15 protein-coding genes and 1 pseudogene are annotated in these 14,244 nt (G+C 64.7%); 4 read left to right on the forward strand and 12 right to left on the reverse strand.

The genetic code is table 11. From position 1 onward, the window contains the following. Positions 1 to 174: 174 nt before the first annotated feature. From ACSSU5_RS13715 to ACSSU5_RS13740, 6 genes are all read right to left on the reverse strand, one after another. Positions 175 to 744, reverse strand: a complete 570-nt coding sequence (locus ACSSU5_RS13715) for a DUF4136 domain-containing protein (RefSeq protein ID WP_264310437.1) — start codon at positions 742 to 744, stop codon at positions 175 to 177. Between the two features lie 19 nt (positions 745 to 763). Beyond that, positions 764 to 1,399, reverse strand: coding sequence for a DUF4136 domain-containing protein (locus tag ACSSU5_RS13720; protein WP_264310436.1), 636 nt, complete (start codon positions 1,397 to 1,399; stop codon positions 764 to 766). Positions 1,400 to 1,421: 22 nt separating this feature from the next. Then, positions 1,422 to 2,171 carry a methyltransferase gene (locus ACSSU5_RS13725; protein ID WP_264310435.1) on the reverse strand — a complete coding sequence of 250 codons (750 nt, stop codon included), beginning with the start codon at positions 2,169 to 2,171 and terminating at the stop codon, positions 1,422 to 1,424. Next, a complete protein-coding gene (locus ACSSU5_RS13730; RefSeq protein WP_264310434.1) occupies positions 2,168 to 2,473 on the reverse strand; it encodes a MazG-like family protein in 306 nt (101 codons plus the stop codon). Before ACSSU5_RS13730 ends, ACSSU5_RS13725 begins: the two co-directional genes overlap by 4 nt. Positions 2,474 to 2,535: 62 nt before the next feature. Next, positions 2,536 to 3,387: a MaoC family dehydratase gene (locus tag ACSSU5_RS13735; RefSeq protein WP_264310433.1), complete on the reverse strand. Its 852-nt coding sequence runs from the start codon at positions 3,385 to 3,387 to the stop codon at positions 2,536 to 2,538. Between the two features lie 2 nt (positions 3,388 to 3,389). After that, positions 3,390 to 4,742: a 3-oxoacyl-ACP reductase gene (locus ACSSU5_RS13740; protein WP_492559106.1), complete on the reverse strand. Its 1,353-nt coding sequence runs from the start codon at positions 4,740 to 4,742 to the stop codon at positions 3,390 to 3,392. A 118-nt stretch (positions 4,743 to 4,860) separates the two neighbouring features. Here ACSSU5_RS13740 and ACSSU5_RS13745 point away from each other — a divergent pair, with 118 nt between their 5' ends. Both ACSSU5_RS13745 and ACSSU5_RS13750 read left to right on the forward strand, forming a co-directional pair. Further along, complete coding sequence (locus ACSSU5_RS13745) at positions 4,861 to 6,138, forward strand: acetyl-CoA C-acetyltransferase (protein WP_492559107.1); 1,278 nt, start codon at positions 4,861 to 4,863, stop codon at positions 6,136 to 6,138. Positions 6,139 to 6,230: 92 nt separating this feature from the next. Further along, positions 6,231 to 7,010, forward strand: a complete 780-nt coding sequence (locus ACSSU5_RS13750) for an AraC family transcriptional regulator (protein WP_264310430.1) — start codon at positions 6,231 to 6,233, stop codon at positions 7,008 to 7,010. A gap of 85 nt (positions 7,011 to 7,095) precedes the next feature. Here ACSSU5_RS13750 and ACSSU5_RS13755 read toward each other — a convergent pair whose 3' ends face one another. The 5 genes and pseudogenes from ACSSU5_RS13755 to ACSSU5_RS13775 form a co-directional block, all read right to left on the reverse strand. Beyond that, positions 7,096 to 7,863 carry a methyl-accepting chemotaxis protein gene (locus tag ACSSU5_RS13755; RefSeq protein ID WP_492561319.1) on the reverse strand — a complete coding sequence of 256 codons (768 nt, stop codon included), beginning with the start codon at positions 7,861 to 7,863 and terminating at the stop codon, positions 7,096 to 7,098. Between the two features lie 90 nt (positions 7,864 to 7,953). Further along, positions 7,954 to 9,039: pseudogene (locus ACSSU5_RS13760) on the reverse strand (HAMP domain-containing protein); the annotation flags it as partial. 170 nt (positions 9,040 to 9,209) lie between these two features. Further along, entirely contained in the window at positions 9,210 to 9,620 is a 411-nt protein-coding gene (cueR, locus tag ACSSU5_RS13765) for a Cu(I)-responsive transcriptional regulator (protein WP_492559108.1), read from the reverse strand. Beyond that, positions 9,617 to 12,016, reverse strand: coding sequence for a heavy metal translocating P-type ATPase (locus tag ACSSU5_RS13770; protein ID WP_492559109.1), 2,400 nt, complete (start codon positions 12,014 to 12,016; stop codon positions 9,617 to 9,619). The genes cueR and ACSSU5_RS13770 overlap by 4 nt, the downstream gene beginning before the upstream one ends. 52 nt (positions 12,017 to 12,068) lie before the next feature. After that, on the reverse strand, positions 12,069 to 12,455 hold the full coding sequence (locus ACSSU5_RS13775; RefSeq protein ID WP_264310426.1) for a hypothetical protein: 387 nt from the start codon (positions 12,453 to 12,455) through the stop codon (positions 12,069 to 12,071). Between the two features lie 142 nt (positions 12,456 to 12,597). On the opposite strand from ACSSU5_RS13775, the gene ACSSU5_RS13780 reads away from it, so the two are divergent. Beyond that, positions 12,598 to 12,795 carry a heavy-metal-associated domain-containing protein gene (locus ACSSU5_RS13780; protein WP_264310425.1) on the forward strand — a complete coding sequence of 66 codons (198 nt, stop codon included), beginning with the start codon at positions 12,598 to 12,600 and terminating at the stop codon, positions 12,793 to 12,795. A gap of 107 nt (positions 12,796 to 12,902) precedes the next feature. After that, positions 12,903 to 14,084 (forward strand): multidrug effflux MFS transporter, encoded by a 1,182-nt coding sequence (locus ACSSU5_RS13785; protein ID WP_264310424.1) that lies wholly within the window; start codon positions 12,903 to 12,905, stop codon positions 14,082 to 14,084. Here ACSSU5_RS13785 and ACSSU5_RS13790 read toward each other — a convergent pair. Beyond that, complete coding sequence (locus tag ACSSU5_RS13790) at positions 14,035 to 14,232, reverse strand: hypothetical protein (RefSeq protein WP_264310423.1); 198 nt, start codon at positions 14,230 to 14,232, stop codon at positions 14,035 to 14,037. The two genes, ACSSU5_RS13785 and ACSSU5_RS13790, sit on opposite strands and share 50 nt — an antisense overlap. Between the last annotated feature and the right edge of the window lie 12 nt (positions 14,233 to 14,244).

Raw genomic sequence — 14,244 nt, forward strand, 5'->3', positions numbered from 1 at the left:
AATTGTTGAACACATCTACCCGGTCAGTCAGGTTTCCTTGAGTTGAGGGTAGACGCGAACTTGCAAGCGGGCGCGGCCGGATGGGAAAAAGGCGTGACGGGAATGGACGATGTCGCAGGTAGTGCTGGCCGGTTTCGGCCCATCGCCGGCAAGCCGGGGATGGGCCGCGAACCCTTACTTCTTGCTACCCGGTGGGTAGTTGCTCAGCACATTGGTCACTGTCTTTTGGATGGCGCTGTTACGTTCTTCCGGGCTTGGCGGGTAATTGTTCATGATCTGTTCGGCGCTGCCACGCCAGACCAGCTTGTCGTCACGCCCATCGAACATGTCGACCTGGATGGTGGCAACCTTGTAGTCCACGCTGCGGGTTTCGTTGTACATCGGCCCGCCCCAGTAGCCGCCCCAGTACCCCCCCCAGCCACCGCCGTAGTTGGTGGTGATCTGCTGCTGACGCTGTTCGACGATGAGGTAGGCGCGCACCTTGAGATCAGGTCGCGCATTGCCCTGTGCCGGGCGCAGGCCGCGCTGGTCGAGCTGGTCGGCAACGGCCTGGCGAATGCGTTGTTCGGTCAGGTCGCTTTTGATGCGGGGGTCGTCCGGGCGGTATTGCAAGCCTGGCTCCTGCCACGCCCAGGTGCGGTAGGCGGCAAAATCGCGGCTGGCGTCGAAATCCTGCTGGACGTTGTTGCTCGAGCAGGCCGCGAGCACTAGCGCGAATGACAGTAAAACGAGACGGCGCAACATGATGGTTCTCCGTTAGACGTTAACTGGGAGGATAGCCGCTGAGCGCCTTGTGCACAGAATCGCGCAAGGCGCTTTCGCGATCACGCGGCGAGTCCTTGTCGCTGTTGCTTTCAGCACTGGCGCTCCACACCGGCTGGCCGTTGCGTGCGTCGTACAGGTCGATGCGTACCACCATCACCTCGACCTCGTAGGTGCGCACGATCGGCGCGCTGGCGTAAGCACCGTAGCCATTGCGGTAGCCGCCATAACCAACACCGCCATAGGGGTATGGGCCGTAGTAGGGGTCGTAGGTGTCGTAGTCACGCACCTGGCGCAGCCGCTTTTCCAGGCGCATGTCGGCGCTTACCAGCAAATCGCCGGCGCTGCCCCTGGCAGGGCGCAGGCCATGCTGGTCGAGCGCACCGCTGATGGCATCGGCCAGTTGTGCCGGGTCAGCATTGGCTGTGCCGCTGGGCAACTGCCCGCCGCGCCAGCTCCAGCTGCGATAGTGCCCGTAGTCACGGGCGGGTGCTGGGTAGGCACTGGCATCGAACGTAGTGGCCGCCTGCGCAGGGGCGGGGGGGATCGGGCGGCCACTGGCGACATAGGGGTTGCTGCCCTGGCAGGCAGCCAGGGCGAGGGGCAGCAAGGCCAGGCACAACAGACGGTACGGCATGTATTCCTCCCGGCGGGCGGGGTCAGCGGGGGCGGCAGATCCAGTGCAGGTAGCGACCGAGCCCGGCAAAGCTTGGGTGTCGGCGGTGTGCCAGCTCCATTTCCAGCAGGTCGAGCAGTTCGGCCTTGGCCTGGAACTCCTTGGGCATGTAGTCGTGGAACACCCTGACGCCACTCTGGCTTTCGACCTGCCACATAGGATCAAGTTGCGCCTTGAGTTCACGTGGATCAAGGGGTTTCTGCGGGGTCAGGCTCTGTTTTTCACCTTCCAGGCGGTTGCTGCGCAATTTTCGGAAATGGCCCTTGAGCAGGTTGCGATAGACCAGCGCGTCGCGGTTGTAGAACGCCAGCGAAAGCCACCCGGAAGGGGCGGTGAGCTGGTGCAGCACCGGCAGGATGCTTTCGGGTTCGGCCAGCCATTCGAGCACGGCGTGGCACAGCACCAGGTCGTAGGGTTCGGTCAGTTGCCCGAGCAGGTCCTGCCACGGCGCCTGGATGAAGGTGGCCGTCTGGCCCGCCTCGGCAAAGCGCGCACGGGCCCCGTCGAGCATGGGCGCGGCGGGCTCTGCCAGGGTCAAGTGATGGCCACGCTGCGCCAGCCACAGGGCCATGTGGCCCAAGCCTGCACCGATGTCGAGTATGCGCAGCGGGCGGTCGGGCAAGGTTTCGGCGAGGTCGGCCTGCAGCACGGCCAGGCGAATGGCGCCCTTGGCGCCGCCGTAGATTTTCTCGGCGAAGCGGGTGGCCAGCTCATCGAAGTGACGGTCGTTCATCGGGCGAAGCGCCTTTCGCTGTCGGCCAGTTTGGCCCTTACCACCTGGTCCATGTCCAGGCCCAGCTCGCTGCACAGCAGCAACAGGTAGAGGACGATATCGCCCACCTCCTGGCCGGCGTGGGCGAGTGTGTCGGCAGGCAACTGGCGGGATTGGTCCTCGCTCAGCCACTGGAAGATTTCTACCAGTTCGGCCATTTCAACGCTGGCGGCCATGGCCAGGTTCTTCGGGCTGTGAAAGCCGCGCCAGTCGTTATTGTCGCGGATCCGGTGTAGGCGTTCGGTGAGTTCTTGCAGGTTCATCGGGGGTCTCCTAATGCCGCATAGCTTCGGCGCAGGCTCGATGCAAAGCAAGAGGGCCGCTCCTACAGGCCACCCCAGCGGCCAACCATGTGCAGCAACTCGCCATGCCCATCCAGCCGTAGCTCACCTTCGCCCCCGGCTTCAGTGGCACTGAGCACCACCTCTGAAGGCAAGCGCACCGGCTTGCGGAACTCCACTTCGAAGCCATAGCCACTGCTTGGCAAGTGCCCGCGCAGCGCCGCCAGTGCCATGGCCTTGCTCCACATGCCATGGGCAATGGCTTTGGGGAACCCGAACAGTCGCGCACTGGCGGCGCTCAGGTGGATCGGGTTGTAGTCCCCGCAGACCTTGGCGTAACGCCGGCCGATATCGCTGTCGGCATACCAGCGGCTCGCCTCTACCAATGCTTCAGGCTCGCTGTCTGCCTGCTCGATGGCCTGGCCTTCCAGGCGTAGCCCGCGCACCAGCATGCGGCTGCTTTCGCGCCAGAGCAGGCCCAGGCCATCTTCGGCTTCGGTAATAAGGTCGAAAGTAGCGCCCTTGGCATGGGGTTGCAGGTTGTCGGCGTAGACGGCGAAACGTAGCCCGTCGATGCCGCCCAGTGGCCGCCGCACCTCGATGCGGTTGTGCAGGTGCACCAGCCCGAGCAAGGGGAAGGGGAAGTCGTGGGCCGTCAGCAGTTGCAACTGCAAGGGGAAGGCCATGACATGGGGATAAGTGCCTGGCAGACGACCATCGTCGGTGAAGTGGCAGAGCCGGCGGTAGGCTGCCAGGTTGTCGGGCTGGACCCGAATGACACAGCGCAGGCCGTATGCTGGCAGCCTGTCGCCGCTGATCTTGCGCTTGCTGGCCGCGCGCAGGTAAAGGCTGGCGCGGGAGTCTGGGGCGTGCAGGTCGTGCCAGTGTCGGGTCATGGTCAGGCTCCCATCAGCGCTTGGCCACAGACCCGCAGCACCTGGCCATTGACCGCGCCGGAGCCGGGCTGGCTGAGCCAGGCGATGGCTTCGGCGACGTCTTGCGCCCGCCCGCCCTGGCCCAGTGAACTTAAACGGCGCCCGGCCTCGCGCAGCCCCATGGGCATGGCGGCGGTCATGTGCGTTTCGATGAAACCGGGGGCCACGGCATTGATGCTGGCACCCTGCGCTGAGAGCTTTGCGGCCCAGGCCTGGGCGAAGCCGATCAACCCGGCCTTGCTCGCGGCATAATTGGCCTGCCCTCGGTTACCGGCGATGCCACTGACCGAAGCCAACAGCGTGATGCGCGCGCTCTCGCCGAGTGCGCCAGCGTCATACAGCGCCTGGGTTAGCACTTGCGGCGCCTTGAGGTTCACCGCCATCACCGCATCCCAGTACTCCGGTGTCATGTTGGCGAGGGTTTTGTCGCGGGTGATGCCGGCGTTGTGCACCACGATGTCGATACCCCCGGGCAACGCTTCGAGCAACTGCGCCGCAGCGTCATTGGCGCAGATGTCCAGGCCCAGCGCCTTGCCGCCTAACCGCGCGGCGAGGGCTTCGAGGTCTTGCCGAGCTTGCGGCACATCCAGCAGCACCACCTCGGCACCGTCGCGCGCGAGGGTTTCGGCAATCGCCGCGCCGATACCGCGAGCGGCACCCGTTACCAGGGCGCGTCGTCCGCCCAGTGGGCGGGTCCAGTCCTCGACCTGGCTGGCGCAGGCCTCAAGTCGCAGGACCTGGCCCGAAATGAACGCGCTCTTGGGCGAGAGGAAAAAGCGCAGGGCACCTTCCAGCTGGTCTTCGGCGCCATGGCCGACATACAGCAACTGCGCAGTCGCCCCATTGCGAAGCTCTTTGCCCAGTGAGCGGCTGAAGCCTTCAAGTGCCCGTTGCGCAACACTGGCCAGTGGCTCGTCGAGGCTTTCCGGGGCGCGGCCGAGGATCACCACATGGGCGCAAGCCGCCAGGCTGCGCAGCAATGGCTGGAAAAATTCGCGCAACTGCTTGAGTTCGTCGCTGTCGGAAAGGTGAGTGGCATCGAACACCACAGCTTTGAGCTTGGGCCCCAGCCCCGCGACCCAGGCTGGTGCTTGCAAACCTTCGGTATTGAAGCTGTAGAGCGCGTCGGTGAGGCGCGGGGCGATGGCCTCGACCTGGCGCGTCAGGGGCCCGCCACCCACGACCAAGGCACCTTCCACCGGGCGCAGGCGGCCAGCCTGCCAGCGCTCCAGCGGGGCCGGGTGGGGCAGGCCAAGGGCATCCACAAGGCGGCGGCCGAGGTTGGAGTTGGCAAAGCCGAGGTAGCGATCGCTCATGAGTGGGTCTCCCTGAAGGCAAGCTTGAAAGTGTGGACCAACTTTGTGGCAAGGTCGTTCGAATGCGGTAAAAACACCTAGGCTGTACGGTTTAAAGTGTTTCAGGAGGAACATGCGCATGCGTTCACCTCGCCGGGTCGCGATCCTGGGCGGCAATCGAATCCCCTTCGCCCGTTCCAACGGCGCCTACGCCACCGCCAGCAACCAAGCGATGCTGACCGCTGCCCTTGAGGGCCTGATCGAGCGTTACCGCTTGCATGGGCTACGGCTAGGGGAAGTGGTGGCGGGCGCGGTGCTCAAGCATTCCCGTGACATGAGCCTGGCCCGCGAATGCGTGCTCGGTTCACGCCTGTCACCGCGCACACCGGCCTACGACATCCAGCAGGCCTGCGGCACGGGGCTGGAGGCAGCACTGTTGGTGGCCAACAAGATTGCCCTGGGGCAGATCGACAGCGGTGTCGCCGGCGGTGTGGATACCACCTCCGATGCCCCGATTGCGGTCAGTGAAGGGCTGCGCCACATTCTGCTGGAGGCCAACCGCGGCAAAAGCCTGGGTGAGCGGCTGAAACCGTTCCTCAAGTTGCGCCCCAGCCACCTGATACCTGAGTTGCCGCGCAATGGCGAACCGCGCACAGGCCTGTCGATGGGCGAGCATTGCGAGCGCATGGCGCAGGCCTGGCGGATCGATCGCGCCGAGCAGGATGCGCTGACCTTGCTTAGCCATCAGCGGCTGGACGCCTCCTATGCCGAAGGCTGGCAGGATGACCTGCTCACGCCATTTCTGGCCCTCAGCCGCGACAACAACCTACGCCCGGACCTGACCCTGGAACAACTGGCCAAGCTTGCGCCGGCATTCGACCGCAGTGGCCTGGGCACGCTTACGGCTGGCAACTCCACACCGTTGACCGATGGTGCTTCGCTGGTGCTGCTGGGGACGGAGCAATGGGCGCAGGAGCAAGGGCTTGCGGTGCTGGCCTATCTGGTTGACGGCGAGACGGCGGCGGTCGATTTCGTCACCGGCCGTGAAGGGCTGCTGATGGCACCGGTGTATGCGGTGCCGCGCTTGTTGGCCCGCAATGGCCTGAGCCTGCAGGACTTTGACTACTACGAAATCCACGAAGCGTTCGCCGCCCAGGTGCTGTGTACGCTCAAGGCGTGGGAGGACGCAGGCTACTGCCGTGATCGCCTGGGGCTGGATGCACCGCTCGGGGCCATCGACCGGAGCAAGCTCAACGTCAAGGGCAGTTCGCTGGCGGCGGGGCATCCGTTTGCGGCGACCGGGGGGCGGATACTGGCCAACATGGCCAAACTGCTGGCCACAGCGGGGAAGGGGCGCGGTTTGATATCGATCTGTGCGGCAGGCGGGCAAGGGGTGACGGTCATCGTCGAGCGGTGATCAGCCTGCATACCGCGAAGCTGGCGACTCAGATGTCACGGTCATACCCACCAGCTGTTAGGCTTGTCCGATCAGAACTACAAGAAACCGCTATGCCGATCATCGGACAACCCCGGCCCATCCCCGCCTTGGATCACCTGCCAAGGCCTCTGTATGCCCGCGCCGAAAGCCTCGGCGCCGGCTCCTGGACGACGCGCCATCAGCACGATTGGGTGCAGTTTTCCTACGCCATCAGTGGCGTACTGGGTGTGTACACCCGCGATGGCAGCTATTTTGCGCCCCCCCAGTGGGGCGTATGGATTCCGGCGGATGCCGAACACGAAGTGGTGACGTCGATGCAGGCCGAAATGCGCAGCCTGTACGTACGCCGCGACGCCTGCCCGTGGGCTGCGGAGCAATGCCGGGTGCTGGAAGTGACGCCGCTGGCGCGGGAGTTGATCAAGCAGTTCTGCCTGTTCCCGGCGCACTACCCGGAAAGTGACAGCGCCGAATCGCGCTTGGTCGCGGTGCTGCTCGACCAGTTGCGCACGTTGCCTGAAGTCGGCTTCTCGTTGCCACTACCGCGCCATCCGGGGTTGCTGGCGTTGTGCAATGGCCTGATTGCGGCGCCAGACCAGCCGCAGACCCTGCAGCAATGGGCCCGGCAACTGGAGTGTTCGGAGAAGACGCTGATGCGGCTGTTTCAGCGCGAGACCGGGTTGAGCTTTCGCAACTGGCGTCAGCGTATGCGCTTGCTGTCATCGCTGGCGTTGCTGGAGGCGGGGGAGAATGTGACGGAGGCGGCGTTGGGCTGTGGTTATGACTCGACCTCGGCTTACATCGCGGCGTTCAAGCAGTTGTTTGGGGCGACGCCTGGGGAGCTGAAGCTTTAGCGGTAGGTAGCCTGTACCGACCTCTTCGCGGGCAAGCCCGCTCCCACAGGGATCGAGCTTGCCCGCGCAGTGGCCGCTAGGGCAATCAGGTGCGGAAGCGTCGTACCAGCGAGTCCAGCTCGTTGGACAGCCCTGCCAGGCTCTCCGAGTCCTGGCGCGCAGCCTGGGCCAGCTCGGCCACCAGTTGCGCATCGCCGTGGATCTGGCTGATGTGCCGGTTGATGTCCTCGGCCACCTGATGCTGCTCTTCGGCCGCCGTGGCAATCTGCGTGTTCATGTCGCGAATCACGTCCACCGACTCACGGATCTGGCCAAAGCTGTCGCGGGCCAGGCCAATGCGGCTGACCGACTGCTGCGACACTTCCAGGCTGGCGTGCATCTGCTCGGCGACGTCGGCGGTGCGGCTGGCCAGGTTGCCCAGCAGGCCGTCGATCTCGGCGGTGGAGTCAGCGGTACGCTTGGCCAGGGCCCGTACTTCATCGGCGACCACGGCAAAGCCCCGACCCTGTTCACCGGCACGGGCGGCCTCGATCGCGGCATTGAGGGCCAGCAGGTTGGTCTGTTCGGCAATCGAGCGGATGGTGCCGAGGATCGACTGGATAGCGTTGCTGTCGCGTTCCAGCTGCTGGATTGACTGGGCTGACTGCTCGATTTCCTGGCTCAAGCGATCGACGCTGTGGACTGCGGCATCGATCTGCTGCTGGCCTTCACGGGCCTGCTGCTGGCCGCTGTCGGCCGACTGTGCGGCCTGGCTGCAGGAGCGGGCGACTTCGTTGGCGGTGGCGACCATTTCGTGGAAGGCAGTGGAGACCATGTCCACGGCTTCGCGCTGGCGCCCCGCAGCCTCGGCCATGTCGCTGGAAACACGGGTCGAGCTGGTAGAGGTGGTTAAGATCTTGCTGGCCGCAGAGCCGATGTGCTGGATCAGGCTGCGAATCGCGCCAAGGAACTGGTTGAACCAGCTGGCCAGTTGGGCGGTTTCGTCGCGGCCGCGAACGTCCAGGTTGCGGGTCAGGTCGCCTTCGCCCTGGGCGATGTCTTCCAGGCCGCTGGTCACGCTGTTGATCGGGCGCACGATCAGCTTGGCGAAGGCTGCACCGACCACGGCGAACAGCGCGGCCAGCGCCAGCGCGATGGTGCCGATCAGCCAGGTCAGGCGGGTGGTGGTCTGCATCACCTCGCTCTGCTCGATCAGGCCGATGAAGGTCCAGCCCAGTTGCTCGTCAGGGTAGATGTTGGCCATGTAGCGCACGCCGTTGAGTTCGACTTCGACCAGGCCTTTACCTGCCTTGGCCAGGTCGGCATAGCCGTCGCCGAAGCTGCCCAGCTGCTTGAAGTTGTGGCTCGCATCACGCGGGTCGACCATCACGTTGCCGTTGTTTTCCACCAGCAGCAGGTAGCCGCTATCGCCCAGCTTGATCTGCCTGACGATCTCGGTCAGGCCCTTGAGCGACACGTCGATGTTGACCACGCCCCCGGGGTTGCCAAGCTGGTTGGCCACGGCGCGTACGGTGCTGACCAACACGGCGTCGTCGGCGGCCCAGTAGTAGGCGCCGGTGCGCAGGGTCTTGCCTGGGTTGGCCACGGCCAACTGGTACCACGGGCGAGTACGCGGGTCGTAGTTGACGAACTTCTGCCCTGCCGGCCAGCCGACATAACCGCCGTCACTGACGCCGTAGGAAAGGTAGGCGTAGCCGGGGTGCGAATCGGCTAGGCGAGTGAAGAATTCAAGTACCTGCTTGTCCTGCTCGCCCAGTTCATACGAGGGGTTGGCGCTCATGAACTTGTTCAGGTTGTTGCCTGTGGCCGCAATCATGGGTTGCGAGGCCAGGTATTCGACGTTCTGGTTGATGCCCTGGAAGAAGATGCTCATCGCGTTGCTGACCTGGCGAATTTCCCGGCTGCTGCTGTCGAGGAATCCGTCGCGGGCTTCGCCGCGCAGGTTGAGGACCACCAAGGTGGCCACGAGGACGATGGGCAAGCCGGCGATGACCGCGAATGCCCAGGTCAGTTTCTGTTTGATGCTCATCGACGCTCCCGGAATTTTTTATTGTCGACACACGAGGCAGGTAGTAACTGCATCGGCAGCGTCCGGGATTAGATGAAGGAAAATGCCCGTATTTGTTAGGGCATGTCGCACCAGGCGATGATTCGGTCGTGTTTAGGCGAATATGGCATACCAATGTGCCCTGACAAGGTTCAGTGGCAACATCCGCCCACATTTCCCTTTGCCAGATCTTTCAGAATGGGGCAGTCCGGCCGCTCATCGCCTTGGCAGTGGGAGACCAGGTCCCCGAGGGTGTCGCGCAGGCTCACCAGCTCCTCGATGCGCCGGTTCAGCGCATCGATGTGCTGCATGGCCAGCGCCTTGACGTCGGCACTGGCACGCTGGCGGTCTTGCCAGAGGGTCAGCAACTTGCCGACCTCTTCCAGGGAAAAGCCCAGGTCGCGGGACCGCTTGATGAAGGCCAGGCTGTGCAGGTCCTCCGGCTGGTACAGGCGGTAGCCGCTGTCGCTGCGGGTGGCGGGCTTGAGCAGGCCGATGGACTCGTAGTAGCGGATCATCTTGGTGCTGAGCCCGCTGCGGCGGGCGGCCTGGCCGATGTTCATGGGGCCTCCTGGGAGCTGCTGGTGGGTTTCCAGGTTTTGAGCCACAGCGCGTTGCTGACCACGCTGACACTGGACAGGGCCATGGCGGCACCGGCCAGTACCGGGTTGAGGTAGCCCAGCGCGGCCAGGGGGATACCGACCAGGTTGTAGATGAACGCCCAGAACAGGTTCTGGCGGATTTTTGCATAGGTCTTGCGGCTGATCTCCAGGGCTGCCGGTACCAGGCGTGGATCGCCGCGCATCAGGGTGATGCCGGCAGCCTGCATGGCCACGTCGGTGCCGCCACCCATGGCGATGCCGATGTCTGCAGCGGCAAGGGCCGGGGCATCGTTGATGCCGTCGCCCACCATTGCCACCACGCCGTCCTGTTTGAGTGCCGTCACGGTGGCGGCCTTGTCTGCAGGCAGCACTTCGGCATGCACATCGTCGATCCCGAGGGCATCGGCAACGACCTTGGCACTGCCACGGTTGTCGCCGGTCAGCAGGTGGCTGCTGATGTGTCGGGCATGCAGGCTATCGATAGCCTGCGCAGCGCCCGGTTTGAGGCTGTCGCCGAAGGCGAACAGGCCCAGCACACGCGGTTGCGCGCCGCGCTCGATCAGCCAGGACAACGTACGCCCTTCGGCCTCCCAGGCATGGGCCTTGGCGGCCAGGCCGCCGGGTTGCAGCGTGCTCTCGTCAAGCAGGCGGCGATTGCCCAGGGCCAGATCACGGCCTTCCACCCGCCCGGCGATACCACGCCCGGTCAGTGACTGGCTGTCGATGACCGCTGGTACATCCAACTGCTGCTCGGCGCACGCATCCAGTACAGCCTTGGCCAAGGGGTGCTCACTGCCGCGCTGCAGGGCGCCGGCCAAGCGGTGCAGTTCGGCGGTGCTGCCGACCAGCGCCTGGCTGTGAACCACCCGTGGGCTGCCGGAGGTCAGGGTACCGGTCTTGTCGAACACGACCCGGTTGACCGCATGGGCTCGCTCCAGGGCTTCGGCATCTTTGATCAGGATGCCGTGGCGGGCAGCGACACCGGTGCCGGCCATGATCGCCGCCGGCGTGGCCAGGCCCAGTGCACAGGGGCAAGCGATCACCAGGACGGCGACCGCATTGATCAGGGCGGTTTCCAGCGGGGCACCGGCCAGCCACCAGCCGATCAGCGTGATCAGCGCGATCACCAGCACGGCGGGGACGAACACCTGGCTGACGCGGTCTACCAGTTTCTGAATGGGCGCCTTGGCCGCTTGGGCATCTTCGACCAGGCGAATGATCCGGGCCAGCACGGTTTCGGTACCCAATGCCTGGGTGCGTACCAGCAGCCGACCTTCGCCATTGATGGCACCACCGGTGACGGGGTCGCCAGGTTGCTTGGGCACTGGCAGGCTCTCGCCGCTGATCAGGGCCTCGTCGGCATGGCTGCTGCCTTCTTCGACTTGGCCATCGACCGGGAATCGCTCACCGGGCTTGACCACGACCAGGTCACCCAGACGCAACTGGGCGATGGCGACGTCTTCCTCGCGGCCATCGACCACGCGCACCGCACGTTCGGGGCGCAGCGCCTCAAGGGCACGGATGGCGCTGGCGGTCTGACGTTTGGCGCGGCTTTCGAGGTATTTGCCCAGCAGGACCAGGGCAATGACCACCGCCGAGGCTTCAAAGTACAGGTGTGGCTCCATGCCGGCAGGGGCTTGTGCCCATTGGTACAGGCTTAGGCCGTAACCGGCGCTGGTGCCAAGGGCCACCAGCAGGTCCATGTTGCCGGCAGCGGCACGCACGGCCTTCCAGGCGGCCACATAGAAGCGCGCACCGAGAATGAACTGCACGGGCGTTGCCAGCAGAAACTGCGCCCAGGCAGGCAGCATCCAGTGCAGGCCGAAGGGCTGTACCAGCATCGGCAGCACGAGTGGCAGGGCCAGCAGCAGGGCAGCACCGACGGCCAGGCGCTCGTTGCGCAGGCGGCGCTGGGCATCGCGCTGATCATCGTTGCCCGCGTGCGGCAGGCTGGCGCTGTAGCCGGCCTTTTGCACGGCGTCTATCAGCAGGCTGTCGTCGAGGGCTGCAAGCACTTCGAGGTGCGCGCGTTCGCTGGCCAGGTTGACGCTGACCTGCTCGACGCCGGGCAGTTTGCCCAGTGCGCGTTCGACACGGCCCACGCAGCTGGCGCAGGTCATGCCGCCGATCTGCAGCTCGACAGTACGGGTGGGTACGCCATAGCCGGCTTCACGCACGGCGTCGAGCAAGGCCGGCAGGCTGCTGGCCGGAGCCTGGACCCGGGCCTGTTCGGTGGCGAGGTTGACGCTGACCTGTTCAGCGCCATCGACCTTGCGCAGGGCGCGCTCGACCCGGCCAGCACAGCTGGCGCAGGTCATGCCGGAAATCGGCAGGTCGAACGTGGTGGATGCGGGCATGGCTCTCCTCCTTGGATTAGCCTTCAGCATCAACCTTGCCACGTAGGTAAGGTCAATAGCCGAGGCCAGCGCGCTTCAATTCCAGCCCATTGTGGCCCATGGCAATTCGGTATTTGTTGATCTGGCCCGCCTGCAAGCTCAAACGCGTGCTGCGCTGGTCTTCGATACCCGGCGCGCAACCGGGTGCCTGCCCTGGCAGTAGGCGCAGGCGTACATCCACAGGGCCGGGTGGCAGGTTGAAGGAGGTTGATTGCTCCTGGAACACGCGACCGGAGAGCTGATCGTTGAGGTAGACGCCGATTTCGCAGCTGGTGGCCACTTCCAGGCGCTCCCGGGAAATAATCAGTACGCTGTAGTCCGAATTGCCCTCGGCGCTGGCCGGTGGCACCGCAGCCAGCGCGCTCAAAAGCCCGACGACGCCCAATGCTGCCCTGAACATGAATAATCTCCTGTTTGCCTGATCGTCAAAGGCGCAGCTTGGCCGACGTGAGCGCGGATTTCCAGCCCGGACGCTTGCAAGGGCTTGACCTTGACCCGATGGCAAGCTTGAAGCTGCATCAAAACCTGAAGGAGTTAACCCCATGCAAGTGTTCAACGTACAAGGCATGACCTGTGGCCATTGTGTCAAAGCGGTGACCCGGGCTGTGCAGGCGCAAGATGCCACGGCCCAGGTGGAGGTGGATCTGGCTGGCAAGCAGGTGCGGGTTCAGAGTGCGATGGCGGTGGAGCAGATCCTCACTGCGATCCGTGACGAGGGCTACCAGGCCGAAGTGGCGTGATAGCCGGTGGGGTCGCAACGCGGCCCCGTTTGTTGCAAATGTTTTCATGCTGATGGGGTCCTTAGCAGGTAGAATCACGCACTTGCTTAGCCTGCTATGGATTCCTGATGAACCTGCGAATGGTGCTGATCTTGGGCGCATTGAGTGCGTTCGGGCCTTTGGCGATCGATTTTTACCTGCCCGCCTTCCCGGCCATGGCGCAGGCTTTCGCCACCGATGAAAAACACGTCCAGACCACCTTGGCCGCCTACTTCCTTGGCCTGTCCATCGGCCAGTTGGCCTATGGCCCGGTGGCCGACCGCTTCGGGCGGCGCAAACCGCTGTTGTTCGGCGTGGCGCTGTTTACCCTGGCTTCTCTGGCGTGTGCCTATGCGCCCAACCTCGACACCCTGGTCCTGGCACGATTCGTCCAGGCCTTGGGCGGATGCGCCGGGATGGTGCTGTCGCGGGCGATTGTCAGTGACAAGTGCGACCCGGTGGCATCGGCCAAGGTGTTCTCGCAGTTGATGCTGGTAATGGGCCTGGCGCCGATCCTTGCGCCGATGCTGGGTGGGGTGCTGGTGAACCTGGCAGGCTGGCAGTCGATCTTCCTGGTGTTGAGCCTGTTCAGCGCGGCCTGCCTGCTGGCAGTCAGCCTGGGCCTGCCCGAGAGCTTGCCGGCGAACATGCCGCGCCAGCCGCTGTCCGGGGCGCTGCGCCAGTACCTGCGCCTGCTCAATGACCGGGTGTTTCTCGGCCATGCCTTGACCGGGGGCATCGCCATTGCCGGTATGTTTGCCTACATCGCCGGGTCGCCATTCGTCTTCATCAAGTTGTATGGCGTACCTGCCGAGCACTATGGCTGGCTGTTCGGTACCAACGCGGCGGGCTTTATCCTCGTGGCGCAGGTCAATGCGCGCTTGCTGGCCAAGCGTGGCCCGGCCTTCCTGTTGGTGCGCGCAGTGTGGATGTACCTGGCCGCAGGCCTGGTGCTGCTGGGTGTTGCTGCACTGCGGCCGAGCCAGTTGTGGCCGCTGTTGGTACCGTTGTTCGTGTGTATCGCCAGCCTGGGTTGCATCATCCCCAATGCCTCGGCCTGCGCCATGAGCGGGCAGGGCGCACGAGCAGGCAGCGCCTCGGCACTGATGGGCTGCCTGCAGTTCAGCGTCGCCGCAGGCGCGGCGGCGTTGGTCGGGTTGTTGCACGATGGCAGTGCGGTGCCGATGACACTGGTGATCAGCTTGTGCGGGGTGCTGGTGGTCAGTGTCGCGCTGCTGACCCGGCGCTTGCAGGCCAGGCGTCCCGCATAAGCGGGTGCGGCGCCTGCAGGCGGGTTTCCAAGGTGGCGACGAAGGCCCGCGCTTCGGCCTCGCTGCGGAAACTCACCACGTGTTGGTCGAGCTGAACCTGCCAGGGGCAGATCGGGTTCCGGCTCGACGCACTGACGACAATTTTCATCGCGGCATACCT

The sequence above is a fragment of the Pseudomonas sp. E1MeOHC2 genome, from assembly GCF_058745025.1.

Coding starts and splice junctions, on each gene's coding strand:
- ACSSU5_RS13715 (WP_264310437.1), bottom strand. CDS start 744: ATGTTGCGCCGTCTCGTTTTACTGTCATTCGCGCTAGTGCTCGCGGCC.
- ACSSU5_RS13720 (WP_264310436.1), bottom strand. CDS start 1,399: ATGCCGTACCGTCTGTTGTGCCTGGCCTTGCTGCCCCTCGCCCTGGCT.
- ACSSU5_RS13725 (WP_264310435.1), bottom strand. CDS start 2,171: ATGAACGACCGTCACTTCGATGAGCTGGCCACCCGCTTCGCCGAGAAA.
- ACSSU5_RS13730 (WP_264310434.1), bottom strand. CDS start 2,473: ATGAACCTGCAAGAACTCACCGAACGCCTACACCGGATCCGCGACAAT.
- ACSSU5_RS13735 (WP_264310433.1), bottom strand. CDS start 3,387: ATGACCCGACACTGGCACGACCTGCACGCCCCAGACTCCCGCGCCAGC.
- ACSSU5_RS13740 (WP_492559106.1), bottom strand. CDS start 4,742: ATGAGCGATCGCTACCTCGGCTTTGCCAACTCCAACCTCGGCCGCCGC.
- ACSSU5_RS13745 (WP_492559107.1), top strand. CDS start 4,861: ATGCGTTCACCTCGCCGGGTCGCGATCCTGGGCGGCAATCGAATCCCC.
- ACSSU5_RS13750 (WP_264310430.1), top strand. CDS start 6,231: ATGCCGATCATCGGACAACCCCGGCCCATCCCCGCCTTGGATCACCTG.
- ACSSU5_RS13755 (WP_492561319.1), bottom strand. CDS start 7,863: ATGGCCGAGGCTGCGGGGCGCCAGCGCGAAGCCGTGGACATGGTCTCC.
- cueR (WP_492559108.1), bottom strand. CDS start 9,620: ATGAACATCGGCCAGGCCGCCCGCCGCAGCGGGCTCAGCACCAAGATG.
- ACSSU5_RS13770 (WP_492559109.1), bottom strand. CDS start 12,016: ATGCCCGCATCCACCACGTTCGACCTGCCGATTTCCGGCATGACCTGC.
- ACSSU5_RS13775 (WP_264310426.1), bottom strand. CDS start 12,455: ATGTTCAGGGCAGCATTGGGCGTCGTCGGGCTTTTGAGCGCGCTGGCT.
- ACSSU5_RS13780 (WP_264310425.1), top strand. CDS start 12,598: ATGCAAGTGTTCAACGTACAAGGCATGACCTGTGGCCATTGTGTCAAA.
- ACSSU5_RS13785 (WP_264310424.1), top strand. CDS start 12,903: ATGAACCTGCGAATGGTGCTGATCTTGGGCGCATTGAGTGCGTTCGGG.
- ACSSU5_RS13790 (WP_264310423.1), bottom strand. CDS start 14,232: ATGAAAATTGTCGTCAGTGCGTCGAGCCGGAACCCGATCTGCCCCTGG.